Genomic DNA, 26,808 nt, shown 5'->3' on the forward strand with positions numbered 1-26,808 from the left:
TTAAAAAAACCGATTTTTTTTATATATTTGTCAAAATCTAAAAATCAAAAATGGCAGAATACAAATTATTGCTTCCTTCCATGGGAGAAGGTGTTATGGAAGCGACAATTATCACTTGGTTATTCAATGAGGGTGATAACGTAAAGGAGGATGACTCCGTAGTAGAAATTGCAACAGATAAAGTAGATTCAGACGTTCCGACACCAGTTTCGGGGAAAATCGTGAAAATTTTAAAGCAAAAAGATGAAGTTGCAAAAGTAGGTGAAGCCATTGCTATTTTAGAAATTGAAGGAGAAGGCACAGCTTCAGAAGAAGCAAAAACTGAAACTCCGGCGGCTGCTCCGGATGCTGAAACTTTAAAAACGATTGAACAGCCTTTGCAGACAGCAGCTGCTTCAAACGTAGAATTCTCTGGAGATCTTTATCTCTCTCCACTCGTAAAATCTATCGCACAACAGGAAAATATTTCTGAAACGGAACTGAAATCCATCAAAGGAAGCGGTTTGGAAGGAAGAATTACAAAAGAAGATATATTAGCTTACGTTGCCAACAGAGGAAATCAGCCGGCTCAGCAGGCCGCTCCTGTACAGGCAGTATCAGTATCTGCTCCTGCAGCTACGGTTCCGGTACATGCAGGTGATGAGATCATTCCAATGGACAGAATGAGAAAGATCATCGCTGAAAACATGGTGAAAGCAAAACAAATTGCTCCACACGTAACCTCTTTCATTGAAACTGACGTTACCAACGTTGTAAAATGGAGAAATAAGAACAAAGCAGCATTCGAAAAACGCGAAGGTGAAAAACTTACTTTCATGCCTATTTTCGTAAAAGCTGTAGTGAAGGCAATTCAGGATTTCCCAATGATCAACGTTTCTGTAAATGGTGATAACATCATCAAAAAGAAAAATATCAACATTGGTATGGCGACTGCCCTTCCGGACGGAAACCTTATTGTTCCTGTAATTAAAAATGCTGATCAGCTTTCTCTTTCAGGTCTTGCAAAAGCAATCAATGACCTGGCGTACAGAGCAAGAAACAAGAAATTAAGACCAGAAGACACTCAAGGTGCAACGTATACAATCTCTAACGTGGGAAGTTTTGGAAACCTTATGGGAACCCCGATTATTCCTCAGCCTCAGGTAGCTATTTTAGCCATCGGAGCTATTGTTAAGAAGCCTGCAGTTCTTGAAACCGCTGACGGTGATGTAATCGCCATCAGAAACCTGATGTTCATGTCTCACTCTTATGACCACAGAGTAGTAGATGGTTCTTTGGGAGGAATGATGTTGAAGCATGTTCACGATTACCTTGAAAACTGGGATCTGAACACAGAAATATAAGTAATGACTAATCAGCAATAAGTAAGTTTGCAGATTTTAAATACAAAACCTTCGATTTAATCGGAGGTTTTTTTGTTTTTAATTTAGGTAAGCCCAGTAAATCACAAAAGAACAAACAATAAATAAAATCATTATTAAATAAACAATAAAGTTCAAATTTACATACCAAAACAATAATAACCCAAATTCAATCTTATATTATAATAAGTTTTTGGAAATTAAATTTATTAGCATTATTTTTAAACAAATAATATATAAGAAAATGGATCCGGATTACAGGAAATATGATGTTACAAGGTTTTTTGATTTCACGGAACAGGATGAAAAGCTCATTACTGAAATCTATGATCAGCTTTCTCTATCTTATGATATTTCAGTTATTGATATTAAAGAGTCTCCTTACGAACAGTTCAGCTCTTTTGATATGTATCCGTTATTCATTCCACGCATCTGTTATCTGGTAAAGGATGTGAACAATACCCCTTTCTATCTTTTTATCGTCAGCAAAGTGGGAATAAATTCCAAAGGCGGACGTTTAGATCGTAAATATGACACGATACAGCTTTGGGGGCTCAAAAACCTAGAAGAAGACTTTGGATATATTTCCATTAATAAAAAGAAGTTAATGGATAGGATTGCAGAAATCTTCAGCCGTTTTACCATTAATTTTAAAGATCATGACTTTAAAGATTTTTATGTTGTGGGAAGTGATTCATTTAAAACCATGAGTTTTCTGACCACCCAAAGAAAAGAAATGATAAAAAACTTCCCTGATGAAGGCTTTAAGCTTGAAGTCAGAAACAGCATTTTAAGCTTTGGTATACCTGATATTCTTATGGCTGAAAATGCTGAAATGATTTCAAAGTTTTTAAACGAAATATAATTTCCAAAATTTTACCGTAAATTCATCCCTCAAAACCTGCAAATGCTGAAAATTTTCATCCTGATACGGAAATCCCTCAAAAATTCTTTCGACAATATCCGGAACGAACAGCTGAAGCATAACCTGCTTCAGGCGATTCCCTTTTGGATCGGGTCTGTGATCACAGGTTTTTTTGCGGTGATGTATGCGCAGGTATTTGCATGGGGCGAACATCTGATGAATTTCATTTTTGACTGGCATGCCTGGATGATTTTCATTATTGCTCCCATCGGATTTGTTCTTTCATGGTGGCTCGTCAAAGAATTTGCTCCGAATGCCAAAGGAAGCGGTATTCCGCAGGTGATGGCAGCTGTAGAGCTTGCCAATCCTAAAGAACACCGGAAAATCAGGAACCTTCTTAGCCTTAAGATTATTTTTTTCAAAATCCTGTCTTCCGTTATCCTGGTAATCGGAGGGGGTGCTGTGGGACGTGAAGGGCCAACAATTCAGATTGCAGGATCTGTTTTCAGAAAAGTCAATGAATACCTTCCTGAATGGTGGCCTAAGATTTCCAAGAAAAACATGATTATGACAGGAGCTGCAGCGGGACTTGCGGCAGCATTTAACACCCCGCTGGGAGGAATAGTTTTTGCAGTAGAGGAATTGTCAAAAACCCATATCAATTACTTTAAAACAGCATTGTTTACGGCAGTAATTATTGCGGGGCTTACTGCACAGACACTGGCTGGATCTTATCTATACCTGGGATATCCGAAAACCAATGACGTTTCTTTAACGGTGATGTTCCCGATCATTCTTGTTGCCGCAACGGCAGGCATACTGGCCAGTCAGCTCTCGGTCATCATGCTTAAAATTAACGGCTGGAAAAAGAAAAAATTGAAAACAGATAAGGCGAATGTGATATTTCTGGTAATTTGTGCATTAATTATTGCTTCGATTGCTTATTTCATCAACAGAGAGATTCTGGGTTCGGGAAAAGAAATCATGGAGCGGGTCCTTTTTACCAAAGACAAACATGAAGACTGGTATGTTCCTGTTTTAAGAATGCTTGGCCCCGCCCTTTCCTTTACTTCCGGAGGTGCAGGTGGAATTTTTGCTCCGGCCCTTACTGCAGGAGCCAGTATAGGTTCTGTGATTTCAGGAGCGATTCATTTGACACCTAATGAAACGAATGTTGTGGTCCTGGCCGGAATGGTTGCTTTTCTTACAGGAATTACCAGAGCGCCGTTTACTTCAGCAATTATCGTTCTGGAAATGACCGACAGACATTCATTAATATTCCATCTGATGCTTGCCGGAATGGTATCCTCTATTGCTTCCATATTAGTAAGCAGACATTCCCTGTATGATGTTTTGAAGGTGAATTTTCTGGCGGAATTGAGAGAGAAAGATTAAAATCCAATTAAATTAATTAATCTTTTAGTTCTCTTTCAGCATAAGATTTAAATCTTTAAATGCATCTAATAATGCAACTGCTGCTTCATAATCAACCATCTTAATGACCAATTTATCCAATTCTGTTTTTGATTTTCTATTTTTATAGGTCACTATATTCAAAAATACGGCACCATTATTTCTTCTTGAAATATTATGAAATTCTACGACTCTACTTAAGTCCCACCAATACTTATCTTCATGATAAATACGGCCTTTATTGCTGACAGAATTTATTTTAATATTATTTCCTTCAAATTCAGCGGTAAGCCTCAGCATACCATTATCACGATCCACCCCGTATTCACTAATTTTATTTGCTATAAAACTTTTTACTTCATCAGCACTTTGAAATTTTCCCAGAATATCTATTTTACCATTACTGTAAGTGACTTTATATATTTTCGACTTATCTAAAGAATGAGTAGGCCCATCCAAATTATCCAATTCTTTATAGGTGATATTTGAGGTCCCGATTTCGACAAGCTTAACATCTAGCGAAGTTCCGTTTTTCATGGAAATTTTGTCCTGGGAATAGCCAACAGTGCCCATTAATAATAGTGGCAGGAGATACAATTCAGTTTTCATTAATTAAAAGTTTTTCAGATCACTAAAATACAAAAATAAGATTTCATGTTTATTATCTGACCAGTAACTTCCAACTATTTCCTCCATTCTCTTGTATATAAGAAATATATTTTCTACTTTTGCACCTCGAAATAATTAACAAATTTTTTAACATTATGAACAATTACGAAACTGTTTTCATTTTAACTCCCGTTCTATCTGATGCACAGGTGGAGGAAGCAGTGAAAAAATTCGAAGATCTAATCAAAGAAAAGAACTGCGAAATCGTTGCTAAAGAAAACTGGGGATTAAAAAAATTGGCTTACCCTATTCAATTGAAAAAGAATGGGTTCTACACTTTAATCGAATTTAAAGGAGAAGGTTCTGTAGTAGCTGACTTAGAATTGGCATTCAAACGTGACGAAAGAGTAATCCGTTACCTTACTACAAAACTTGACAAACACGCTGTTGAGTACGCTGTAACAAGAAGAGCTAAAGTAAAAGCAGCTAAAGCTTAATTATTAACCCTATTTTTTAAAAAAGACAAGACATGGCAATAGATGAAATGGCTAAACAAGCCTCAGCAGGAGGAGAATCAGAAGTAAAATTCCTTACTCCACTTGATATCAATACAAAATCTGAAAAGAAATATTGTAGATTCAAAAAATACGGAATTAAGCACGTTGACTACAAAGATGCTGATTTCTTATTACAATTCGTAAACGAGCAAGGTAAAATTTTACCAAGAAGATACACCGGAACTTCTTTAAAATACCAAAGAAAAGTTTCTGCTGCTATCAAAAGAGCAAGACACCTTGCATTACTACCATACGTAGCTGACTTATTGAAATAAGACAAAAAATAAATAAAAGAAGAGGGCAACCTCTTCTTTTGTTGCTGAATACATCATTAATTCTAACTTGATTTTAGACTACTAAAATCTAAAAAAGGACAACAACAATGGAAATTATCCTAAAAAAAGACGTAGAAAACTTAGGACTTGAGTTTGATACAGTAAACGTAAAGCCAGGTTATGCTAGAAACTTCTTAATCCCTCAAGGATTTGCACTTTTAGCTACCCCTAAAAACAAAGCTGCTTTAGAAGCTACATTAGAAGCTAGAAAAGAAGAAGAAGCTAAATTAATCGCTGCTGCTAACGCTGTAGTTGAGCAATTGAAGAAAACGCCTATCACTATTCCTGCAAAAGTAGGTGCTGGTGATAAACTATTCGGATCTATCAACAATGCTGATCTATCTGCTGCTTTAGAAAAAGCTGGTGTTTCTGTAGAGAAAAAATACATCAAAATTCCTGGTAACACGATTAAGAGAACTGGTAAATTCGCAGCTCTTATCAGACTTCACAGAAATGTTGAGTACAACTACGAGTTTGATATCGTATCTGATGCTCCGGTTGAGGCAGCTCCTAAAAAAGAAGAAGCTAAAACTGAAGAAGCTTAATAAGCGACTGAGAATTTCTCACAATATAAACCACTTCAATTTATTGAGGTGGTTTTTTTATTTGTACGATAATTATTGATTGGGCGATTCTTAACTACCCCGTCTTTTTGCTTTGCAAAAATCCACCCCTTCAGGGAGGGGAATTCAGGAAATCTTAACTGATATTACTCGTTAAATTAACGGTGTCACAACCTTACATGTAAAAAACAGGTAAGGAATTTTTCCTGCACTATAAACGAATCCATATCACAGGATCTCAAACCCTCCAACGCTCCCACTCTACTTATCCCCTCTCAGTTTATGCTGATATTCCGTAGGAGCAATACCAATAACTTTCTTGAAAATATTACTGAATGACGACAGGCTGTTGTAGCCTACCATCATAGCAATTTCGTACATATTATATTTTCCTTCCAGCATCAGTTCAAGGGAACGGGTAATTCGTAATGCGCGTAGAAAGCGAACGTAATTCATGCCCAGAATCTCTTTAAATTTCCTTGAAAGGGTTCTTGTGCTCATTCCGAATTCTTTAGCCGTAGATTCAATCGTAAGGGGCTTTTCAAGGTTAGCATGAATGTATCTTGCAACCTTCAGGAGTGTTTCATCTTTGGGGAAAGGATGTTGTATGGGAAACGCCAGATGCTTGTGCTTTTTTTCCTGTAAAACTCCTTTGAGTGCTTTGAGAAAATAATATTTAGAGTGATCATTCTTTGTGATTTTCCCATCCCAGTCTTTAGTGTAGAAAATCATCTCGCGAAGGAGATTATTGACAGAATAAATATTGATTTCATCAAAAAAGCCACTTTCATTTTCTTCTTTTTTGAAATAAAAATTATATAAATCCACCTTGGGACTGGTAGAGAAAATATAATGGGGAGTTCCGGCAGGAATCCACATAAAACATCTGGCAGGAAGGTACCAGTGCTTCTGATCAGTAAAAACATGCACAATACCGCCTTCTGCATAAACCAATTGTGCAGAACTGTGATAATGAATCTCCGTGGTTACGTTACCTGTGAGGACGTGATAGACATAAAATTCCGCATCATCCTCTTCTACCGCTTTAAAATGACTGTCGTTCATAGCATAAAGGTATGGAAGAATTTTCAATTTGGCTCAAATGAGCAAATCTTTTTCTGTTTTCACAAATCGGGTACTATGCATGACGTCGTAACTTTGCTGCATCAAAATCATTTTCAGCAAAAATCCTTTAATTAATTTATGAATATCATATTTAACGCATGCCGGTATCTGTGCATAGCGTTGTGCTTATTATTGAGCAGTTTTTTACAATCACAGATGATAGACTACCAGAATCTTGGCTTACAGCAAGCTATAGAAATTGGTTTGAAAAACAATAAAAATATACAGATCAGTCATCTGAAACAGGAAATGTCCGTGACCAAAGAGAAAGATCTCAAAATGGAGAAACTTCCGGATATTGAGTTTCACACCAGCTACAATCAGGTTACCAACCTGTTCCAGCATCAGAATGGCGTATTTAACAAAGCAACCCAATATGATGTCATCAATGGTATGTACGACTTTACATTATCTGCTTCTATTCCTGTATATATGGGTGGCAAAATCAAGAACACAGAAAAGAAAGCGGGTATTGATACTGAAATTTCAGCTTTGAAAACCCATCTTGATGAAAGACAGCTTAAAATGGAAATCATTACTGCTTTCCTGCAGATTCATCATTTAAAGGAGCAGCAAAGTCTTATTAATGATAAAATGAAAGAAGATTCCGTTAACATCAGACAGGTAAAAGCTTTGAAAGCTAATGGCGTTGTGACAGTAAATGAGGTTTTAAGAACTTCACTGCAGCTTTCCAATCATACAATGAGTTGGACGGAACTGGATAATGATATTCAGATTGCAGAACACAAACTAAAAACAATTCTTTCTCTTCCGGAAAGCCAGGAAATGCACGCTGATACAGAAGATCTGATTTCAGATAATGCTTCAATTCCTTATGTTGATGAACTCACTGAAACCGCATTGAGCAAAAATGAATCTGTTGAAATTACCCATAAAAATCTTTCACTGAAGGAACTGGATCAGAAAATTACCAAAGCTAATTATTTACCTAAAATCACCGCTGGCGGAGAATATTTTTTAAAATATCCGAATATGATGTTCTTCCCACCTGAACCCTATGCTTACCGTTTGGGAATGGTTGGGGTAAATCTTACCTATCCTATTGAAAGCCTGTACAAGAATAAGTATAAAATGCAGGAAGCCAGAGAAAATATTGATCTTGCCAAACTTCAGATCGAGGAAAATGAAGAGAACATCAGACACAATGTATACGAAGCGTATAAAAAGTTTGAAGAAACGGACCAGAAAGTTAAAATTGCTGAAGAAGCCATTCAGCAGGCCAAAGAAAACTACCGTATTGTAAGAACAAAATACGCCAATAAGCTTAGTCTTATCACCGAACTGATAGATGCGGACAATGCTTATCTGGAAGCTGAATCTAATCTTATTTCCGTAAAAATAAACCGACAACTTAAATATTACCAACTCCAATATACGATTGGAAACTTATAAAAACTATGGCACAGAAACAACTGACACAAAAAGAAAAAAGAATTAACAAGTCCATTACTTTACTGGCCTGGATCCTGATTATCAGCGGAATTACAGGGATGGTCAGCTTTTATCTTTTTTCAAGAAAAAATGTTACTACAAATGATGCGCAGATCGAGCAATATATTACTCCTGTTTCCAGCAAAGTATCAGGGTTTATCAAAACAATAAAGTTTAATGAAAACCAGTTTGTCCATAAGGGTGACACTTTAATCATCATAGACAACAGGGAGTTCCTGAACCAGGTACAGATGGCAGAAGCCAGCCTTCATGCCAATACAGCAACCATCAGCACTATTGAAAGCGGAGTCAATACCAGAGAAAGCGATACAAAGATCATTGATGCTAAAATTGCGTCTGCAAAAATTGATATATGGAGAACGGAACAGGATTATAAAAGATATAAAAACCTTCTGGCAGAAGACGCAGCAACGGAACAGGAATTTGAAAATGTAAAAGCTTCCTATGAACAGTCAAAAGCCAATCTTCTGGCATTGGAACAGCAAAAAAATGCAGTAAGAGCCGGAGCCAGTGAACAACAGACAAAGGTTGCTCCAGTTAAAAGCCAGATCCAGCAGAGTTCTGCAAGCCTTAATAATGCTAAGCTATACCTTTCCTATACGGTGATTACAGCTCCTTATGACGGATGGGTGGGAAAGAAAACCATTCAGGAAGGTCAACTGATTAAAGAAGGTCAGGCTTTGGTCCAGATTGTAAGCAAGGAGAAATGGATCATAGCCAATTATAAAGAAACACAGCTTGGACAGATTGACCAGAGTCAGGAAGTGACTATTACAGCAGACGCTTATCCTGATGTTGAATTTAAAGGAAAAATACTTTCCGTGTCTCCAGCTTCAGGTTCTCAGTTTTCCTTGGTAAAACCGGATAATGCAACCGGAAACTTTGTAAAAATTGAACAGAGATTTCCGGTAAAAATTATCCTTGATAACAACAAAGACAACGAAAAGCTGCTTTCCGGAATGAATGTTCTGGTGAGCGCGAAGAAGATGTGAGTGTGAGTGTTAGGGTGTTAGAGTATTTAGAGTACAACATCATTTTAACATTACCACATTTCAGACTTTACAATTACATTATTTTTTGCGAAAAGGCAGAACTGCAAATAGCGAATCTGTGAATTTTTTCTTAAGCATATTTGCCATTTTACCTTTTACTTTACACCTTGCCCTTTTGTCTTTTCGCATTTTTTAAACAGACTAAACAATTAACAAGGCAGAGCAAAATCATTGATGGTCCTGATTACATTCAACCGCAATTTTGCAATTCATGTTTTTCGCTTTTTGCCCTTTTGTTTTAAAAAAATTATGCAACACAATTCAGTTTATCATAAATGGGTACCACAATGGCTGAAGCTGCCTCTTCTCATATTGGCATTGTTTCCCCACCTGATGTTGTTGTCGCTTTTACATTCGAACAGCGCCTTCACATCTTCTTTTATGGATGTAGATTCAGATGACATCCAGTATTTAATGATTTTGATGTATGGGACATTCGTGGTTACCCTTTTAGTTTTACAACGGTTTATGGCTTATTTCAGCGTGAAATATTATGTGCTGCTGATGGCTTCCATTTCCGTGATCATTCTTTATGTTCTGTCAGTAACCCATGACTATCATGTTATTTTGGTAATCAGATTTCTGGAAGGTATTTTCGGGCTGCTGGAAGGTGCTATTTTCCTTCCTTTAATCATTGCAGAATTAAAAACAAAACACGCCAAAGTTTTAGCTTATCTCTTTATGTATACGATTATGCTGACGGGAGGAACCATCACCACTTCCCTGCTGAAATCAAGTATTGAGAATTATGATTTCCGGCATATGATCCTGATGATGGTCTACTTTCATGTATTTGTACTGATTATTGGTATTGCACTGTTCAACAAAAACAGATTCTTTCCTAAAAAGCCTTTGTATCAGTTGGATATTACCAGCTGGTTTTTGCTTTGGGTTTCTCTGCAGGCAGGCGGTTATGCAATTATCTATGGTAAAAGGCTTATGTGGTTTGAATCCGATACCATTATGATGTGTCTCTTTATATTTCTCCTTTCAGGCGGATTATTTATGCTTAAACAGAGAAACTCCAGAAGACCTCTGTTCCATTTTGAAGTTTTCAGTTCCAAAAACGTCATTGCCGGAATGGTCCTGTTTTTTATTTTTTACCTGATCCGTTCGGGACTGAATAATGTTTACAGCATTATGGCTACCGTATGGAAATGGCCCTGGGACTATATTGTGAACATTCAATACTGGAATGTTGCCGGTACACTTCTGGGAATCATATTATCGGGGATTTGTCTGGTTCGCGGAGTATCTTCAAGAATTGTTTTCTTTACAGGATTTCTTCTGCTGGCCATTGACTGTGCATGGTTTACCTATACTTTTTATCCTGACACTACTCTTTCCACGATCTGTCCGCCCCTATTCCTGCAGGGAACAGCTCAGGGATTATTATTTACGCCACTTGTTTTCTTTTTGATTTCAGGAACTAAGGAAGAATATGTTTCCAATGCTACAGCGTTGGGGACAACAACCCGCTTCTGGACCACCGCTATCGGATATGCGCTGATGCAGAACCTGATGTTATTTTTAACGTTAAAACATTCTGACGCACTCAGTGCTCATCTTACAGATACCAATCCCGTTTTTTACAGCCAGTGGAACCAGATTTTCGGAAATGCGGTTTCCAGGCTTCCGGTGAATGATTCTCTTTCTGTAACAGCCGGGGCTTTTAAAGCTAAAATAACAGCTCAATCCATCCTCCTTTCCAATATGGAAATTTTCACAGGACTGTTCTGGCTGGCCCTTGTTACTGCAATTGGTTTATTGCTTTACCATCCGGTAAGAATAGCAGTACGGAATATTATGTAAAGGGAAGAGACGGAAAATTGAAAGATCATAATTTATTTTTAATCAAATCCTTTGCAAACTTTGCGTGAGATTTAGATTAATAAAGGCTTTTTAATTAAGCTAAAGATGATAAATTCTTATCAATTAACCATCGTTCTTCAAACAACCAAGAGTAATTTCCCGGCCTATGCATTTTGGCCGGTTTATTGTTGCTTTTCAACCAGCAATTAATAAAAAGCTTAAGAATGGAAATTGAAAAAATTTTACTGAGTCAGAGAGATTTTTTTAAAACACAGCAAACCAAGGGGCTTGCCTTCCGGGAAATGTACCTCGAAAAGCTTAAAAAACTTATCATCTCAAATGAGAATATGCTCTGTGAAGCTATTAACAAGGATTTTGGCAAATCTAAATTTGATACGTTCACTACAGAATTATCTTTCATCCTGAATGATATTGATTATTATATCAGTAATTTAAAAGCTCTTTCAAAACCCCAAAAAGTTAGGACCAACCTTGTGAATCAGCTCGGAAACAGTAAAATTTATAAGGACCCGCTTGGCTGTGTGCTGGTAATCGGAGCGTGGAATTATCCTTATCAGCTATCTCTTTCTCCCGTTATTGCTGCAATGGCAGCCGGAAACTGCTGTATCCTTAAACCCAGTGAAATTGCTGAAAATACAATGAAAGCAATGGCTTCACTCATCAATGAAAACTTCCCTTCTGAATATCTTTATGTGTACGAAGGAGGTATTGAAGAAACGACAGCTCTTTTAACATTAAAATTTGACAAAATATTTTTCACCGGAAGCACGAAAGTCGGAAAGATTATCTATAAAGCAGCGGCAGAACATCTTACTCCTGTAACGCTTGAATTGGGCGGAAAATCTCCGGTCATTGTTACCAAAGATGCCGATCTGGAAACAGCAGCCAAAAGAATCGTATGGGGAAAGTTCCTAAATGCCGGTCAAACCTGTGTAGCTCCGGATTACCTGCTGATAGAAGAAACCATTCAGGAACAGTTTCTGGAAATGCTCAGGAAATATATCAAAGAGTTTCAATATGAACCGGATTCCGAACAATACACAAGAATTATTAACCAAAGAAATTTCCGGCGCCTTATACGCCTTATTGATAAAGAAAAAATCTATTACGGAGGAAATTCTGATGAAGAAAAATTATACATCGAACCTACTATTCTGAATCATATCGACTGGAATGATGACATCATGCAGGAAGAAATTTTCGGTCCCCTTCTGCCGGTCATCAGTTTTCAAAGCTATAATGCAGTTCTGAGCACTATTTCAGAGCTTGAAAAGCCATTGGCAGCCTATCTTTTCACCAATAATTCTGAAGAAAAAGAAATCTTTACACGGAAACTTTCTTTCGGAGGAGGTTGTATCAATGATACTGTGATGCATCTGAGCAATGATAATCTGCCATTCGGAGGCGTAGGAAGTTCCGGTATAGGAAATTACCACGGGAAGTATGGTTTTGAAACGTTTTCACATCAAAAAGCCATTCTTGAAAAATCCACATGGGGTGAACCAAATATCAAATATCCGCCCTATTCAGAAAAAAAATTAATCTGGATTAGAAAACTTTTAAAATTCTAAATAAAAAAGCTGCTTGTTAGCAGCTTTTTTATTTATCCTTTTGGAATCCACATATTAAAGAATTCTTTTACTTTATCTTTACTATATCCTTTTCCTTCTTCTAATACATCACTTTGTTGAACTTTGATCATTTTTCCATTTTTATCTAAAATAATAAATACAGGATATCCAAATTTCTCACCCGGATTTCCATATTGAGCAAAAACTTTCTCATTCTTATTATCAGGAGAATAATTCAGGTGATAGTATAAATAGTTTTTATCTACAATTTCCTTCAGTTCAGGAGTTGTCTGCACAAAATTATTAAAACGAAGACACCAGATACACCAGTTACCACCAGCCTGTATCATAATATTTTTACCTTCTTTTTTAGCCTGAGCAACTAATTTATTAATATCCGCCTGAGCATCAGCCTTCGGATCATAAGGCTTAGGCAGCTTTGCCTTTTCTTCAGCCGCTTTTTTCTTAGCTTCAAGTTCTGCCTGATCGGCAGGTACTATTAAAGCTGTTTTTTCTTTTCCGTTATCAGGTTCGCTCTTTATATTTTGTGAAAAAGCTACTGCACTTAATCCCATAAAAGCTAACAATGTCAATTTTTTCATAGCATAAAAATAAAAAAATACTACATATCCCCCTGCAAAAATAGAACCATAATTTTATTATCACTAAATTTGCGTGTTTTATGAATTTTCTGATCAAAATATTATATCTGATTTCCAAGCTTCCGCTTAAAATATTATATATTTTTTCGGACGTCATCTTTTTCCTGAACTATCATATAGTTGGATACAGAAAAGAGGTTATTACACAAAACCTGAAAAAGTCTTTCCCTGATAAGTCTGAAGAAGAAATCAAGGAGATCCGGAAAAAATTCTACCTCAATTTTTCTGATTATCTGGTAGAAACCATTAAATCATTCAGCATTTCGGAAACAGAATCCAGAGTGAGAATGCAGCATATCAACCAGCATTTATTTCACGAAGCCAAAGAGGAGGGTAAAAATATCATTTTACTGGCAGGCCATGTTTTCAATTGGGAATGGATTAATGCACTGGCGAAAATTATCCCCCAGGCTCACTGCCACCCTGTATACAGAAAAGTAAACAGTGACTTCTGGGAAAACCAGATGAAAAAAGTCCGGAATAAATTCGGAAATGAAGCACTGGAAGCCAATGAAGTGATTCTTAATATTTTCAGATCTAAAAACAACGGAGATTCTGCATATATGTTTGTGGCTGATCAAACCCCCCATCACGCTCATATTACGTATGGATTAGAGTTTTTGAATCAGCGTACTCCTGCTTTCATAGGCTATGACAAGCTTGCCACAAGAATGGACCTTGTTTTCATCTATTGTGAAATGAAAAAGGTAAAGCGTGGTTATTATCAGGTTAATTATCACAGAATATACCCGGATGGGGAAAAGTTTACAGAAAATGAAGTGGTTAGAAAGTTCCATAAATTGCTGGAAAACACATTGCACAAACATCCGGACAATTATCTTTGGTCACACAGAAAATGGAAATATCAGGACTCTATCAAAAATTTTGATTCTGAAAAAAAATAGATTGACATGCAGAAAAAACTGGCAGTTGCCATCTTAAACTGGAACGGCAGGAATTGGCTTGAACAATTTCTTCCTGGAGTAGTTCAATTTTCTCAGAATGCCGATATTTATGTGATAGACAATCTTTCTACGGATGATTCAATTGAATTTCTAGAAAAGAATTTCCCCACAGTACAGATTGTTAAAAACGATAAAAATTATGGTTTTGCAGGCGGTTATAATGAAGGGTTGAAAGCCATCAAAAACGAATATTACTGTCTTCTTAATTCTGATGTGGAGGTTACCGAGAACTGGACAGAACCTGTGTTGGAATTATTGGAAAACACCCCTTCTATTTCAGCTGTACAGCCCAAAATTTTATCCTATCACAATAGAAGTTATTTCGAATTTGCAGGGGCTGCAGGCGGATTGATAGATAACCTAGGGTATCCGTATTGCAGGGGCAGGGTTTTCGATGATCTTGAGGAGGATAAAGGACAATACAATGATGAAGCAGAGATTTTCTGGGCTTCAGGATGCTGCTTTTTTATACGTTCAGAAGATTTCTGGGAACAGAGCGGTTTTGATGCGAGATTTTTTGCCCATCAGGAAGAAATTGATCTTTGCTGGAGATTGATCAATTCAGGAAAAAAGATTTATTATACCGGGAAATCCAAAGTTTACCATGTAGGTGGTGGAACGCTCAACAAGCAGAGTGCACAGAAGACTTATTTAAACATGAGGAATAACCTTTCTATGATGTTTAAAAATCTTCCTTTTCCTCAATTGATCTTCCTGATATTTTTCAGATTATGTCTGGATGGTATTGCAGGAATTTATTTTGGATTAAAACAGGGCTTTCCACATCTTTGGGCTGTCTTAAGAGCTCATTTTGGTTTTTACTCCCAACTTTCCGGAACCTGGAAACTTCGTCAAAGGCATCAGAAGAAGAATTTCTATCAATCAAAATGGCTTATTTTTAAGCACTTTTTAGGAAGGAGGTGATAGAGGGCAGATGATAGGTTACAGGTTGCAGGTTACAGGGTTGGGGAAAATTACCATTTCTTATGAACTAAAGTTTATATGATAAAAATTCATAACTTCAATTACCCTTAAACTTCAAACCCAAAACCTTGAACATTAAACTATAAAACCAGCAACAAAAAACAGCTAGCAACGATCAACAAATTATAATTTAAAACAATGGATTTCTGTGCTATAGATTTTGAAACGGCCACTCACGAGAAAAGTTCAGCTTGTGAGATGGGGATTTGCGTGGTACAGGACTCCAGGATTGTTGAAACGAAAACATGGCTGATTAAACCGCCAAGCTTTCCTTATTTCAGTAAATTCAATATTGCAGTGCATGGAATTCAGCCGGAAGATGTGAAAGACGCTCCGACTTTTGATGAAATATGGTATGAGGCTCAGGATATGATGTACGGAAGTCTTATGATTGCTCATAATGCAGGTTTTGATGCTTCTGTTTTAAGAGGCTGTCTGGAACATTACGGAATGTTTACCCCTAAACTGAATTATTTGTGCAGTATCCAGCTTGCCAAAAAATCATGGAATTATCTCCCGAAATACGGACTGAAACCTTTAGCTGAATATCATAAGATTGATTTTACCCACCACAGAGCAGGAGCTGATGCCGAAGTATGTGCTAAAATTTCTTTGCTGGCATTTGAAAAACTCTTCCTCACCAGTAATGATGAAGTACATGATTATATGAAAGCAAAGATCAAAAGACTTTAATATTACAGACTACTGAACCCGGGTTCTAAGCCTGCAATTGATAAATCATTAATTACTCAACACTTCAGACAGCAGATTGAATTTTGGAATATCAATCTCAAAAGTTTCCTGTGTCTCCATGTTTTTAACCAGGTATTTCCCGCTCATATTGCCTACTCCGGAACGAAGCATTACATTGGAAAAATAAGCGAAATTTTCGCTGGTTCCTATCTCAGGAGTAAGGCCGATTACCCCATCTCCTATAATTTCTGTATATCCAAATCCTACATCAAAAATCAACCATTTTCTTTTCAGCACTTTGATAGGAAAGCTTCCGTCATTTTCTATCGTGATACTGTATTTAAAAACGTAACGGTTTTCGGATGGATAACTGTTTTTACTATCATATTCAGGTATTACTGAAACTTTGATATTGGAAGTCATTTTTGAAAACATCATTGTAGCATTTTCTTAATAGATACAAAAATCTCGCCTTTTTTAGGCGAGATTGTATATTTATGTTATAATTCTGTTAAAACTATAATCCAAGACCTTTTCTTTCGTCACCTCCCATTAAGATTCCAACAGGATTGTCGATCGCTTCTTTTACCGCTACAAGGAATCCTACAGACTCTTTTCCGTCGATAATTCTGTGGTCATAAGACATGGCTACATACATCATTGGTCTGATTACTACCTGCCCGTCAACAGCAACCGGTCTCTGGATGATATTGTGCATTCCAAGGATTGCAGATTGCGGAGGGTTAATGATTGGTGTAGACATCATAGATCCGAAAGTACCACCGTTTGTAATCGTGAAAGTACCACCAGTCATTTCATCAACAGTAATTTTACCGTCTCTTACTTTTGTAGCAAGATCTTTGATGTTTGCTTCTACAGCGCTGAAAGACATGTTTTCTGCATTTCTCAATACAGGAACCATTAATCCTTTAGGACCTGAAACTGCAATTGAAATATCACAGAAATCATAGTTTACTTTGAAATCACCATCAATAGATGCATTTACATCCGGATACATTTGTAATGCTCTTGTAACAGCCTTTGTGAAGAAGGACATGAAACCAAGTCCAACGCCGTGTTTTTGAGCAAATTCTTCTTTATATTGTTTTCTTAATCTGAAGATTTCAGACATGTCAACTTCATTGAAAGTAGTTAACATCGCTGTTTCATTCTTCACAGAAACTAATCTCTGAGCGATTTTTCTTCTTAAAACTGAAAGTTTAGTTGTGGTAGTAGATCTTGAACCTGTTGCAGTAAGAGGGCTACCTCCTAATGCAGGTACTGCCGCTAATTCAGCATCAGTTTTAGTAATTCTTCCGTCTCTTCCTGTTCCTGAAACCTGTGCAGCATCCATTCCTTTTTCGTCAAGGATTTTTTTAGCAGCCGGAGATGGAGCTCCTGTTGCGTAAGTTTGTGGTGCAGCTACCGGAGCAGCAGGTTTTGGAGCTTCCTGTTTAGCAGGTTCAGCAGCTTTCGGAGCCTCTTCCTGTTTTGGTGCTTCAGCAGCAGGTGCAGCACCTTCCGGCTTTTTAGCATCCATATCAATTAAACAAACTACCTGACCTACTTGTACTACATCACCTTCTTCTGCTTTTAAAGTGATTACACCACTTTGTTCTGCAGGCAATTCAAGAGTTGCTTTATCTGAATCCACTTCGGCGATAGGTTGATCTTTTTCTACATAATCACCATCTTTTACAAGCCAAGTTGCAATTTCAACTTCTGTAATTGATTCGCCCGGTGAAGGAACTTTCATTTCTAAAACTGACATATCGAGTATTTTTTATTTTTTAATTGATTATTATTTTAAATTAAGCTGTTACTGGTCTTTTTGCAGGAGCATCGTCTCTGTCGAAAACTCTGTTGATCACTGCATTTTGGTTTTTCTCAAACATTTTGTGGCTACCTGGAGCTGGTGCACCGCTTGGTACCGGAGCAACTACCTGGATTCCCGTATCTCTGAAGTTTCTCAGGATATAAGACCATGCCCCCATGTTTTCAGGTTCTTCCTGAGCCCACACCAATTGTTTTCTGTTTTCATATTTGCTGAAGATGGCTTCAATAGCATCTGTCTGAAGCGGATATAACTGTTCGAATCTTACCAATGCAATATTTTCACAGTTCAGCTCTTCTTTCTTCGCTAATAATTCGAAGTACAGTTTACCTGAACAAAGAACTAATTTTTCTACTTTTTTAGGATCTGCAGTCGGGTCATCTAATACCGGCTGGAATGCACCGTTTGCAAAATCTTCAAGCGGAGAAACCACTTTAGGATGTCTCAACAGAGATTTAGGGCTCATTACTACCAATGGTTTTCTGAAAGACCATTTCAACTGTCTTCTCAATAAGTGGAAGTAGTTGGCAGGTGAAGTAATATTGGCTACCACCATGTTCTCATTAGCACAAAGGGTAAGGAATCTCTCCAATCTTGCTGAAGAGTGCTCGGCTCCCTGTCCTTCTGAACCGTGAGGCAATAACATTACCAATCCGTCCTGGATTTTCCATTTTTCTTCCGCAGCGGCCAGATACTGGTCTACAATAATCTGGGCACCGTTCACGAAATCCCCGAACTGAGCTTCCCAGATGGTTAATGTATTTGGAGATGCCATTGCATATCCGTAGTCGAAACCTAAAACACCATATTCTGAAAGGTGAGAGTTAAATACATCAAATCTGTTTTCAGATACATGTCTTAACGGGATATATTCTTCTTCTGTATCTTCAGTTTTTACTACAGCGTGTCTGTGAGAGAACGTACCTCTTTCCACATCTTCTCCTGAGATTCTTACATTGTGACCTTCTACAAGAAGTGTTGCATAAGCTAACCACTCTCCTAACGCCCAGTCTAATGAATTTCCTTCAATAGCTTTGATACGGTTTTCGAAAAGCCTTGTAATTTTATTGATGAACTTTTTGTCTGCCGGAAGTGTTGACATTTTAATTGCCAGTTCTTTCAGCTTTGCCAGGTCATATTTTGTATCTACCGGCAACTGAACGGCTCCTCTTTTTCCAATCGGATAGTTTACCCAATCTTCAGCCATGAACACGTCCATAACGTTTTTCTCAATCTCTTTGGAAGCATCAAAATCTTTATCTAAAAGAGCCTTGAATTCCGTTTCCATTTTAGCGATCACATCGTTGGAAGTAACACTGTCTTTCAGTAATTTGTCTTTATAAATTTCTCTTGGATTCGGGTGTTTTGAGATCGTTTTATATAAGTTAGGCTGAGTGAATCTTGGCTCATCCCCTTCGTTGTGACCATATTTTCTGTATCCTAAAAGGTCGATATAAACATCTTTACCGAATTTCGCTCTGAAATCAGCAGCAAAATGGATCGCATGAACAACCGCTTCAGCATCATCAGCATTTACGTGCATTACAGGAGATTCTGTAACTTTCGCAATGTCTGTACAGTATGTTGAAGATCTTGCGTCCATATAGTTGGTTGTAAATGAAACCTGGTTATTAACAACGATATGAACAGTACCTCCTGTTCTGTACCCTTCAAGAGTCATCATCTGAGCAACTTCGTAAGCAATCCCTTGTCCTGCAATAGCACCGTCACCGTGGATGATGATTGGCAATACTTTAGAGTAATCTTTGTATTTATCATCTACTTTTGCACGGCAGATACCTTCTACAAGGGCAGCAACCGTTTCAAGGTGAGACGGGTTCGGAGTAAGGTTGATACATACTTCTTCTCCGGAAGCTGTTTTGATCTTTTTAGATGATCCCAAGTGATATTTAACGTCACCGGAGAATACATCTTCTTCGAATTCTTTCCCTTCAAATTCTGAGAAGATCTGCTTGTAAGATTTTCCGAAAATATTGGTAAGAACATTCAGTCTTCCTCTGTGAGCCATACCCAACACCACTTCATCTACTCCTAACTGAGAAGATCTTGAGATCAGCTGGTCCAAAGCAGGGATTAATGTTTCACCTCCTTCTAACGAGAATCTTTTTTGTCCTACAAATTTTGTGTGAAGGTAGTTTTCAAAAGCTACCGCCTGATTTAATTTTAATAAGATTTCTGTTTTTTCGTTTGCAGAAAGGTTTGGATGATTTTCATTGACCTGAAGCCATCTTTTGATGAAATCTTTTTCTTCAACGTTATTGATGTGCATGTATTCTACTCCGATCGAATCACAGTAGATGTTTTCAAGGTGCTTGATCAAATCTGCCAGAGTTGACGGTTCTTTCATTCCTGTTTCTACAGCACAGTTGAATTTTGTATTTAAATCTTCTTTAGAAAGACCGAAATTTTCGATGTCTAAAGTAGGGGTATAGTGTCTTCTTTCTCTAACCGGGTTAGTTTTTGTAAAAAGGTGTCCTCTCGTTCTGTAAGCCTCAATAAGGTTTACTACTTTAAATTCTTTCTTGATATGCTCAGGAACTTCTCCGTTGGATACTGCCTGAGAAATCTGTTGTTGTACTGCCGGAGCAGCGCTGGCCGAAGCCTGAATAAATTGAGTGTTATCGTCATCTCCGTAGTTCTCCAAAGCGAAATCGAAGCCTTGAAAGAAAGCTTTCCATGATGGTTCTAGGGAGTCCGGGAATTTTAAGTACTGTTGGTATAAATCCTCAATTAACTGAGAATGAGCTGCGTTTAGGAATGAAAATCTGTCCATTATTACAGTTTATCTATTTATTAAAATTTATTTGTAGAATTAATCTTCAAATTTAATAAAAAAAACCGACTTAGAACAGTCTGAAACCGTTAAAAAAACTTAAGAAAAAATAAATTACTTATATACTGATAATGAGAGCTTAACGTTCACCTCTTGTCCATCCATCGGACGTTCAATAAAGGTCTGGCAGATATCTCCGAAGCGCATCTCGTCTTTTTTGGCTTTCTGAATGAGCTGTTGAATTGCCCGAATTCGCCCCTCGTAGTTCCCTTTGTAGTAAATTACATAATTTTGCGACGGATTTACGGTCCTAAAATTGAAGTTATTGTCAGATACTCCGATTTTCTTAGAAAGCGGAATTCCTAGGAAATAAGAAACCTCTTTGTCTTTGAAATTATCCGCATCAGTGATCAGGATCGGATATCCGAATTCATCATCTCTTTTTCCAAGGTCCATCGTTACGAAATTATAAACTTTATTATAGTTCATCACGATATTTTTGTAAAGCGCGTCTTTCTTATTTGAAGTACTCACATTAATCCCCAGCAACAATTTGCTTTCTTCATTTTCCACCATTAAACTGTCGTATTTTATTGCTGCCATCTGGTTGTCTTTTTCCACTTTATTCCCTAAAGAGTTTTTAAGATTCACCATACTTTTGTTGATATTTTCAGCAAAACGGTCCTCCGTCCAGAAGTTTTCCACTCTTTTCCAGACAGGCAGTTTCGGGGTATGTACGTACCAGATAATTTTTGTTTTTTCTGCAGAAACGGGCTTAAATTTAACATCAACCAGCGTCGGATTTTCATTTTCATCCTCAAAAAGCTGATATTTCAGGGTTTTATTAAGGTTCTCATATCTGATGAACATTTCTCCGTCAGTATCATTTTTAGGGTCAACATAGCTGATGGCACTTCCCTGTCCTTCGTATGGCGTATAATAATCAATATCTATAGAGGGTGAGCTGGTAAAAAAATTATTCCATCTTGTAAAATTCTGAAGGTTATTAAACTGGGCAAAAACCTTATCCACAGGATAATCAATCTCTTTTTCAATCGTGAAGTTTTTACTTTCGTCCACAAAATAATACATGGAAGCAGCATAAGCTCCTCCCAAAAGGATAATAATTACCGCTAAGATTTTAAAAATACGCATCGCACAAAAATAATACAAATAAAAAGAGTGAACAATATACAGATTGTTTTGAAAAAAATAATGTATTAAAAAATATTGATTTAATGATTAATATCAAATAATCTGTGGTATGTATGGTATGCATATTGTTTTTTGGAACGACCTAATTTTATTTTTATGAAGAAGTTATGTACATTTCCATTGGTTTTGTTATCATCAGTTGTATTTTCCCAATATTCAATTTCTGAAATTCCACAGGATGGATACCTGAAAGACTTTGATATTGCAGTTGACATCATTCAGAAGCAGCACCCAAATCCTTACAGATTCCACAGCAAGGAAATTATTGCCAAAAAAATAGATTCTCTCCGTAATATTGTTAAAAAAAATCCAGGCTATATCAGCCTGCTTATGAACAATCCTACAAGAATCATTGGGGACGGACACAGTTCCTTCAGTGCAGATTCCAATTATTTTGAAAATATTTTAAGTTCTCTCCATTTTTTCCCTTTGCAGACTTATGTACAGAATGGACAGCTGTTTGTGAACGGTTCAAATCCTTACGCTATTGAAGTAGGCAGTGAGATTATGGAAATTAATGGTATAAGTTCTCAAGAACTTTTACAGGCCGTTCCTAAAGCCGCAGACGGAAATATCAAAGTGGAAGATATAGATGTGTCTTTTTATATTCCGTTTATTTTAAAAACCCGTACGAATGATTTCTCCTTACGATACAAAACATCCGGCGGGGAACAGAAAACCATGAAAGTGAAAGGTATTAGATATCCAAGATTCTATTATGAAAGCAGGCATTCTGTATTGCCTGTTGATCTGATTTCAGAAAACGCTGGAATTTATGGTTATCCAATTGATTCTGATACTTACTATTTATCTGTGAAATCGTTTTCTTATGATGAAAGCTTTTTTTATGAAAGGTTAAAGAAATATTTCCAGGAAATAAAAGATCTGAAAATTAAAAAACTTATTCTGGATATCCGGAACAACGCGGGAGGAGCCATCAGTAATGTTCCTCTGCTTTATTCTTTCATTGCTAAAGATAAAACATTCAATAATGAATACAAATACGGGACTAAGGTTGTTGACATCAATTACAACGATTATCTGGTAGATCCCCAGACCAACCGTTATTATTCTGATAAGGATATTGCCGACCAGAATAATTTCATGAGACAGCGGTTTGACAAAGCAGAAAAAGGAGATTATTATTTTGGAAACTCAAGACTGGATAATACGTATATAAAAAGCTATCCCAGAGACGGCGCATTTTTTGACGGAAAAACTGTATTATTGATCAACAACCGTACTTTTTCTGCGGCCACCTATTTTGCCTCTCTATTTCAAAGTGAAAAAAGAGGTGCAATTGTAGGAAAGGAAACGGGATCCTGCAGCAATTTTACGACTGCAGCATGGTTTCTTACGTACAGACTTCCTCATACCAAGTCCACTATTTCTATTCCCAGAACGGAAATATTTTTCAACAGTGATGATAAGGAGACCGTTACTAACTGTAAGGGTGTAATTCCTGATCATACGGTGAACACCCAATTTTTCTTACAGTCATTAAAAGAACACAAAGATCCGGAACTGGAGTATTCATTGACCTTATTTTCTAAATAAAATCATGATAAACAAAAAAAGAAACCTGTTTAGGTTTCTTTTTTCATTTACTTATTATAAGGTGTATGATTTAATAAGAGAAATTTATACCTGCACTCTCTTATTCACCATTGTTATCCTATATGTGTTCCCGGAGCAATAACAGCGCCTTTCTTCACGACTACAATCCCATCCTGAACAGAATAAGTTCCATAATCTCCATCCGGAATATGTTTTCCGCCGATGATTTTAACATTGTCGCCGATATAACAGTTTTTATCAAGGATTGCTTTTTCAATATAGCAGTATTTTCCGATTCCCATATTCGGACGTCCTCCTCTGTCATTGATGACAATTTCTGTCGTATTCTGGTAGAAATCAGCTCCCATAACATAGGAATTCACGATGGTACTTCCTTTATCAATTCTGGTTCTGTTTCCGATCACGGAATTTTCAATTTTATCTGCCATAATGATACATCCATCTCCAAAAACAGCTTTACTTACATATGAACCGTTGATTTTTGACGGCGGAAGCATTCTTGCTCTGGTATAAATCGGTGATGAAGAGAAAAGGTTAAACTGCGGCAAATCAAGACAAAGGTCAAGATTGGCTTCGTAGAAAGATTCTATGGTTCCGATATCTGTCCAGTAGCCTTCATACTGATAGCTTAATGTTTTGTATTTCCCGATGGAACTTGGAATGATATCTTTTCCGAAATCATCGCCTGCCCCTTCTTCAAACATCTTTTTAAGGATATTTTTCGTGAAAATATAGATTCCCATAGAAGCAAGGAACTCTTTTCCTGCATGTTTATTCTCATCTGAAACTTCAGATTTCATGCCTTCCAGCATATCATAACCGGGCTTTTCATGGAAAGAGGTAATATTCCCTTCATCGTCGGACTTTAAGATACCAAAACCTGTAGCATCTTTTGCATTGACGGGAATGGTAGCAATAGTAAGGTCTCCTCCGTTTTCAATATGGAAATCCAGCATTTCCCTGAAATCCATCTGGTAGAGCTGATCTCCTGAAAGAATAAGGATATAGTCATAATCATATTTTTCAAGGTGCTTCATAGACTGGCGTACAGCGTCAGCAGTTCCCTGATACCAGCTGTCATTTTCCACATTCTGTTCGGCTGCAAGAATATCGACAAAGCCTTTGCTGAAAATATCAAAGTGATAAGAATTCTTGATATGCGAATTGAGGGAAGCAGAATTAAACTGCGTTAACACCAGAATTTTATTCAGTCCTGAGTTCAGGCAGTTTGAAATAGGAATATCCACCAGTCTGTATTTTCCTGCGATAGGAACAGCCGGTTTTGATCTGGTATACGTTAACGGGAATAATCTTGTTCCTCTCCCTCCTCCTAAAACAATAGAGATTACATTTCGATTCATAAATATCTTGCGTTTTATTTTATTAAGTTTACTGTTCTGTTTTTAGTGTTTACTGCTACTTTAAAGCATTCTTTGTTTTCATATTGGAGTTCGTTTTTATAAACAGTCACCCGAAAATCATCTTTATCATTCAGTACTGAAACCTCTTTATCCAGGTTATAGATTTCGATATTATATTTTTTAAGCTCATTCCTGAAGGTAGGATTTGCAATAAGCACATCCATTACATCAGCGCTCTTCATTACAAAGTTACCGACATCTTTACGATACTGTTCTCTCCAGCCTTTTCCATATTTTCTTTCTATTGCAGCATAAGTCCTTTTATTAAGGGCATCTATTCTTTTCATCTCGTCAGGTCCTACCAGACAACCACCGAGAGAGTAATGTTTTATTTTCCATTTTTCGGAAATGCCAGCCATTGCTTCATACCTTTCTATTGCCGGAAGCCCGTAGCCATAGATCCAATAATAACCTCCATGATAACTTCCTCTGTCTTCTTTACAGGAAAACAACATAAGCATTATCAGGGAAAGAAAACTGAAAATCTTCACGATATCAGCTATTATATAAAGCTATGTATTTTTCTGCAGATTTCTCCCATGCAAAATCAAAATTCATATTGGCCTGGATAAGATCTTCCATAACGCCTTTTTGATTGTAAATCGCCATTGCCCTGTTCATGGCATGTACAACATCATCTACACCCGGATAAGTAAAATTCAGTCCTGCTCCTCCTGTTGAAATATCTTCCACAGTATCTCTAAGCCCTCCTGTGTATCTTACCACAGGAACCGTCCCATATCTCATAGAATACATCTGATTCAGCCCGCATGGTTCTACCCTGGAAGGCATCAGAAGAAAATCTGCCGATGCGTAGATCTTATGGGAAAGATATTCTTTATATCCGAGATCCAATGCAAAATTGGTATAGGTATAATCGTACTCTTTAAGTTTATTCTCAATATAGGTATTTCCTGAACCGAGAATCATGATATTTAAAGCACCATAACTCTGCTTGATACTTCGCCATACCACATCCGGCAGCAGATCTGCTCCTTTCTCCGTAGCGAATCTTCCGATAAAGGCGAATAAGGGAAGTTCGGGTTTCAATCCATATTCTTTACAGAGATTTTCTTTATTTTTTTTCTTTTGGGCTACTGCATTCGCACTGTTAAAGTTAAAATCCAGCATCGGATCGGTTTCCGGATTCCAGACTTCCGTGTCAATTCCATTGATGATTCCGTATGCTTTTCCGAATTCCTGACGAACCAGGCTTTCGAGCCCGCGGAAGCTTATAAAAAGTTCCTCCAGATATCCTTCCGAAACGGTGGTAAAAGCATGGGCACATTTAATCATACTGGCCAGAGGATTCATCAATCCGTTCCAATCCATCAGTCCCCATTTGTATGTATCGAAAGAAGGCATATATTGTGCCATTGTCCAGCTCATCATGCCCTGATATTCACCATTATGAATCGTTCCTATTGTTTTTACTCCTTTTAAGAATTCAAATTCATAACAGTTTTGTACCATAAAAGGAACCAGGCCGGTATGATAATCATGGCAATGCAGTACATCAGGACGGATTTTCATTGCAGACAGCCAGTGTAATACCCCATGCTGGAAAGCCAGAAACTGGAAACTTTCATCCTGGTAGCCATAAGGGTTGTCCCTGTCCAATAATCCTGGAATTCTTACCATATACAGCTCAAATCCCAGAACATTTGTCTTTTCTTTCAATACCTGAACCTGCAGCATATTGGCTCCCTGATGAATAAACCCGTCAAAAACCATATTAAATTCATGATCATATACGAAGGATTTGTTGTACCAGGGCATTACCACCTTCGCTTCTACTCCTTCTATTTTATTCTGATATTTTGGAAGTGCTCCAACCACATCTGCCAGGCCACCAACTTTTGCAACAGGATAGCATTCTGTACTTAAATGATAAACAACCATTCT

At 37.3% G+C, this 26,808-nt stretch carries 24 protein-coding genes; 14 read left to right on the top strand and 10 right to left on the bottom strand.

Features of this window, described 5'->3' with window-relative positions; genetic code table 11:
• The first annotated feature begins 50 nt into the window (after window positions 1-50).
• From ACR1PO_RS00610 to ACR1PO_RS00620, 3 genes are all read left to right on the top strand, one after another.
• A complete protein-coding gene (locus ACR1PO_RS00610; RefSeq protein ID WP_433985457.1) occupies window positions 51-1,343 on the top strand; it encodes a dihydrolipoamide acetyltransferase family protein in 1,293 nt (430 codons plus the stop codon).
• A gap of 262 nt (window positions 1,344-1,605) precedes the next feature.
• On the top strand, window positions 1,606-2,226 hold the full coding sequence (locus ACR1PO_RS00615; RefSeq protein WP_433985458.1) for a hypothetical protein: 621 nt from the start codon (window positions 1,606-1,608) through the stop codon (window positions 2,224-2,226).
• A 42-nt stretch (window positions 2,227-2,268) separates the two neighbouring features.
• The gene (locus ACR1PO_RS00620) at window positions 2,269-3,621 is read left to right on the top strand and encodes a chloride channel protein (RefSeq protein ID WP_433985459.1); all 1,353 of its coding nucleotides are present in this window, start codon (window positions 2,269-2,271) and stop codon (window positions 3,619-3,621) included.
• Window positions 3,622-3,645: 24 nt separating this feature from the next.
• Here the strand turns inward: ACR1PO_RS00620 and ACR1PO_RS00625 are convergent, their stop codons facing one another.
• On the bottom strand, window positions 3,646-4,248 hold the full coding sequence (locus ACR1PO_RS00625; RefSeq protein WP_332386603.1) for a hypothetical protein: 603 nt from the start codon (window positions 4,246-4,248) through the stop codon (window positions 3,646-3,648).
• Window positions 4,249-4,403: 155 nt separating this feature from the next.
• Between ACR1PO_RS00625 and rpsF the strand changes: the two genes are divergently transcribed.
• The 3 genes from rpsF (at window position 4,404) to rplI (ending at window position 5,685) form a co-directional block, all read left to right on the top strand.
• Window positions 4,404-4,745: a 30S ribosomal protein S6 gene (gene rpsF / locus ACR1PO_RS00630; RefSeq protein ID WP_002979092.1), complete on the top strand. Its 342-nt coding sequence runs from the start codon at window positions 4,404-4,406 to the stop codon at window positions 4,743-4,745.
• Window positions 4,746-4,777: 32 nt separating this feature from the next.
• Window positions 4,778-5,080 (top strand): 30S ribosomal protein S18, encoded by a 303-nt coding sequence (gene rpsR, locus ACR1PO_RS00635; protein ID WP_002979091.1) that lies wholly within the window; start codon window positions 4,778-4,780, stop codon window positions 5,078-5,080.
• Window positions 5,081-5,187: 107 nt separating this feature from the next.
• Window positions 5,188-5,685, top strand: coding sequence for a 50S ribosomal protein L9 (gene rplI / locus ACR1PO_RS00640; RefSeq protein WP_332386602.1), 498 nt, complete (start codon window positions 5,188-5,190; stop codon window positions 5,683-5,685).
• A 279-nt stretch (window positions 5,686-5,964) separates the two neighbouring features.
• Here the strand turns inward: rplI and ACR1PO_RS00645 are convergent, their stop codons facing one another.
• Window positions 5,965-6,768, bottom strand: a complete 804-nt coding sequence (locus ACR1PO_RS00645; protein ID WP_433985460.1) for a helix-turn-helix domain-containing protein — start codon at window positions 6,766-6,768, stop codon at window positions 5,965-5,967.
• Window positions 6,769-6,906: 138 nt separating this feature from the next.
• Between ACR1PO_RS00645 and ACR1PO_RS00650 the strand changes: the two genes are divergently transcribed.
• From ACR1PO_RS00650 to ACR1PO_RS00665, 4 genes are all read left to right on the top strand, one after another.
• Window positions 6,907-8,241, top strand: a complete 1,335-nt coding sequence (locus tag ACR1PO_RS00650; RefSeq protein ID WP_433985461.1) for a TolC family protein — start codon at window positions 6,907-6,909, stop codon at window positions 8,239-8,241.
• A gap of 5 nt (window positions 8,242-8,246) precedes the next feature.
• Window positions 8,247-9,293 carry an HlyD family secretion protein gene (locus tag ACR1PO_RS00655; RefSeq protein ID WP_433985462.1) on the top strand — a complete coding sequence of 349 codons (1,047 nt, stop codon included), beginning with the start codon at window positions 8,247-8,249 and terminating at the stop codon, window positions 9,291-9,293.
• Between the two features lie 309 nt (window positions 9,294-9,602).
• Window positions 9,603-11,165, top strand: a complete 1,563-nt coding sequence (locus ACR1PO_RS00660) for an MFS transporter (RefSeq protein WP_332386597.1) — start codon at window positions 9,603-9,605, stop codon at window positions 11,163-11,165.
• A 224-nt stretch (window positions 11,166-11,389) separates the two neighbouring features.
• A complete protein-coding gene (locus ACR1PO_RS00665) occupies window positions 11,390-12,757 on the top strand; it encodes an aldehyde dehydrogenase (RefSeq protein WP_433985463.1) in 1,368 nt (455 codons plus the stop codon).
• A gap of 32 nt (window positions 12,758-12,789) precedes the next feature.
• Here the strand turns inward: ACR1PO_RS00665 and ACR1PO_RS00670 are convergent, their stop codons facing one another.
• Complete coding sequence (locus ACR1PO_RS00670; RefSeq protein WP_433985464.1) at window positions 12,790-13,359, bottom strand: thioredoxin family protein; 570 nt, start codon at window positions 13,357-13,359, stop codon at window positions 12,790-12,792.
• Between the two features lie 80 nt (window positions 13,360-13,439).
• On the opposite strand from ACR1PO_RS00670, the gene ACR1PO_RS00675 reads away from it, so the two are divergent.
• The 3 genes from ACR1PO_RS00675 to ACR1PO_RS00685 all read left to right on the top strand — a co-directional run bounded on the left by ACR1PO_RS00675 (window position 13,440) and on the right by ACR1PO_RS00685 (window position 16,061).
• Entirely contained in the window at window positions 13,440-14,324 is an 885-nt protein-coding gene (locus ACR1PO_RS00675) for a lysophospholipid acyltransferase family protein (protein ID WP_002979081.1), read from the top strand.
• Window positions 14,325-14,330: 6 nt separating this feature from the next.
• The gene (locus ACR1PO_RS00680; protein ID WP_433985465.1) at window positions 14,331-15,308 is read left to right on the top strand and encodes a glycosyltransferase family 2 protein; all 978 of its coding nucleotides are present in this window, start codon (window positions 14,331-14,333) and stop codon (window positions 15,306-15,308) included.
• A 198-nt stretch (window positions 15,309-15,506) separates the two neighbouring features.
• Window positions 15,507-16,061 carry a 3'-5' exonuclease gene (locus tag ACR1PO_RS00685; RefSeq protein WP_332386595.1) on the top strand — a complete coding sequence of 185 codons (555 nt, stop codon included), beginning with the start codon at window positions 15,507-15,509 and terminating at the stop codon, window positions 16,059-16,061.
• 48 nt (window positions 16,062-16,109) lie between these two features.
• Here the strand turns inward: ACR1PO_RS00685 and apaG are convergent, their stop codons facing one another.
• The 4 genes from apaG to ACR1PO_RS00705 form a co-directional block, all read right to left on the bottom strand.
• Window positions 16,110-16,499, bottom strand: a complete 390-nt coding sequence (gene apaG, locus ACR1PO_RS00690) for a Co2+/Mg2+ efflux protein ApaG (protein WP_142722880.1) — start codon at window positions 16,497-16,499, stop codon at window positions 16,110-16,112.
• 79 nt (window positions 16,500-16,578) lie between these two features.
• Complete coding sequence (gene odhB / locus ACR1PO_RS00695) at window positions 16,579-17,832, bottom strand: 2-oxoglutarate dehydrogenase complex dihydrolipoyllysine-residue succinyltransferase (protein WP_002979077.1); 1,254 nt, start codon at window positions 17,830-17,832, stop codon at window positions 16,579-16,581.
• 40 nt (window positions 17,833-17,872) lie between these two features.
• A complete protein-coding gene (locus ACR1PO_RS00700) occupies window positions 17,873-20,689 on the bottom strand; it encodes a 2-oxoglutarate dehydrogenase E1 component (protein ID WP_433985466.1) in 2,817 nt (938 codons plus the stop codon).
• Between the two features lie 114 nt (window positions 20,690-20,803).
• Window positions 20,804-21,844 (bottom strand): SRPBCC domain-containing protein, encoded by a 1,041-nt coding sequence (locus tag ACR1PO_RS00705; protein ID WP_332386594.1) that lies wholly within the window; start codon window positions 21,842-21,844, stop codon window positions 20,804-20,806.
• 156 nt (window positions 21,845-22,000) lie between these two features.
• Between ACR1PO_RS00705 and ACR1PO_RS00710 the strand changes: the two genes are divergently transcribed.
• On the top strand, window positions 22,001-23,461 hold the full coding sequence (locus ACR1PO_RS00710; RefSeq protein WP_433985467.1) for a S41 family peptidase: 1,461 nt from the start codon (window positions 22,001-22,003) through the stop codon (window positions 23,459-23,461).
• 113 nt (window positions 23,462-23,574) lie between these two features.
• Here the strand turns inward: ACR1PO_RS00710 and ACR1PO_RS00715 are convergent, their stop codons facing one another.
• From ACR1PO_RS00715 to ACR1PO_RS00725, 3 genes are read right to left on the bottom strand one after another with little or no spacing between them, the layout of a single operon-like run.
• A complete protein-coding gene (locus tag ACR1PO_RS00715) occupies window positions 23,575-24,843 on the bottom strand; it encodes a glucose-1-phosphate adenylyltransferase (protein WP_433985468.1) in 1,269 nt (422 codons plus the stop codon).
• Window positions 24,844-24,857: 14 nt separating this feature from the next.
• Entirely contained in the window at window positions 24,858-25,394 is a 537-nt protein-coding gene (locus ACR1PO_RS00720) for an FEKKY domain-containing protein (protein ID WP_433985469.1), read from the bottom strand.
• Window positions 25,395-25,398: 4 nt separating this feature from the next.
• Window positions 25,399-26,805 (bottom strand): glycogen synthase, encoded by a 1,407-nt coding sequence (locus tag ACR1PO_RS00725; protein WP_433985470.1) that lies wholly within the window; start codon window positions 26,803-26,805, stop codon window positions 25,399-25,401.
• Window positions 26,806-26,808: the final 3 nt, after the last annotated feature.

Origin of the sequence: Chryseobacterium amylolyticum (assembly GCF_051011775.1) — a bacterium.
Lineage (GTDB): Bacteria > Bacteroidota > Bacteroidia > Flavobacteriales > Weeksellaceae > Chryseobacterium.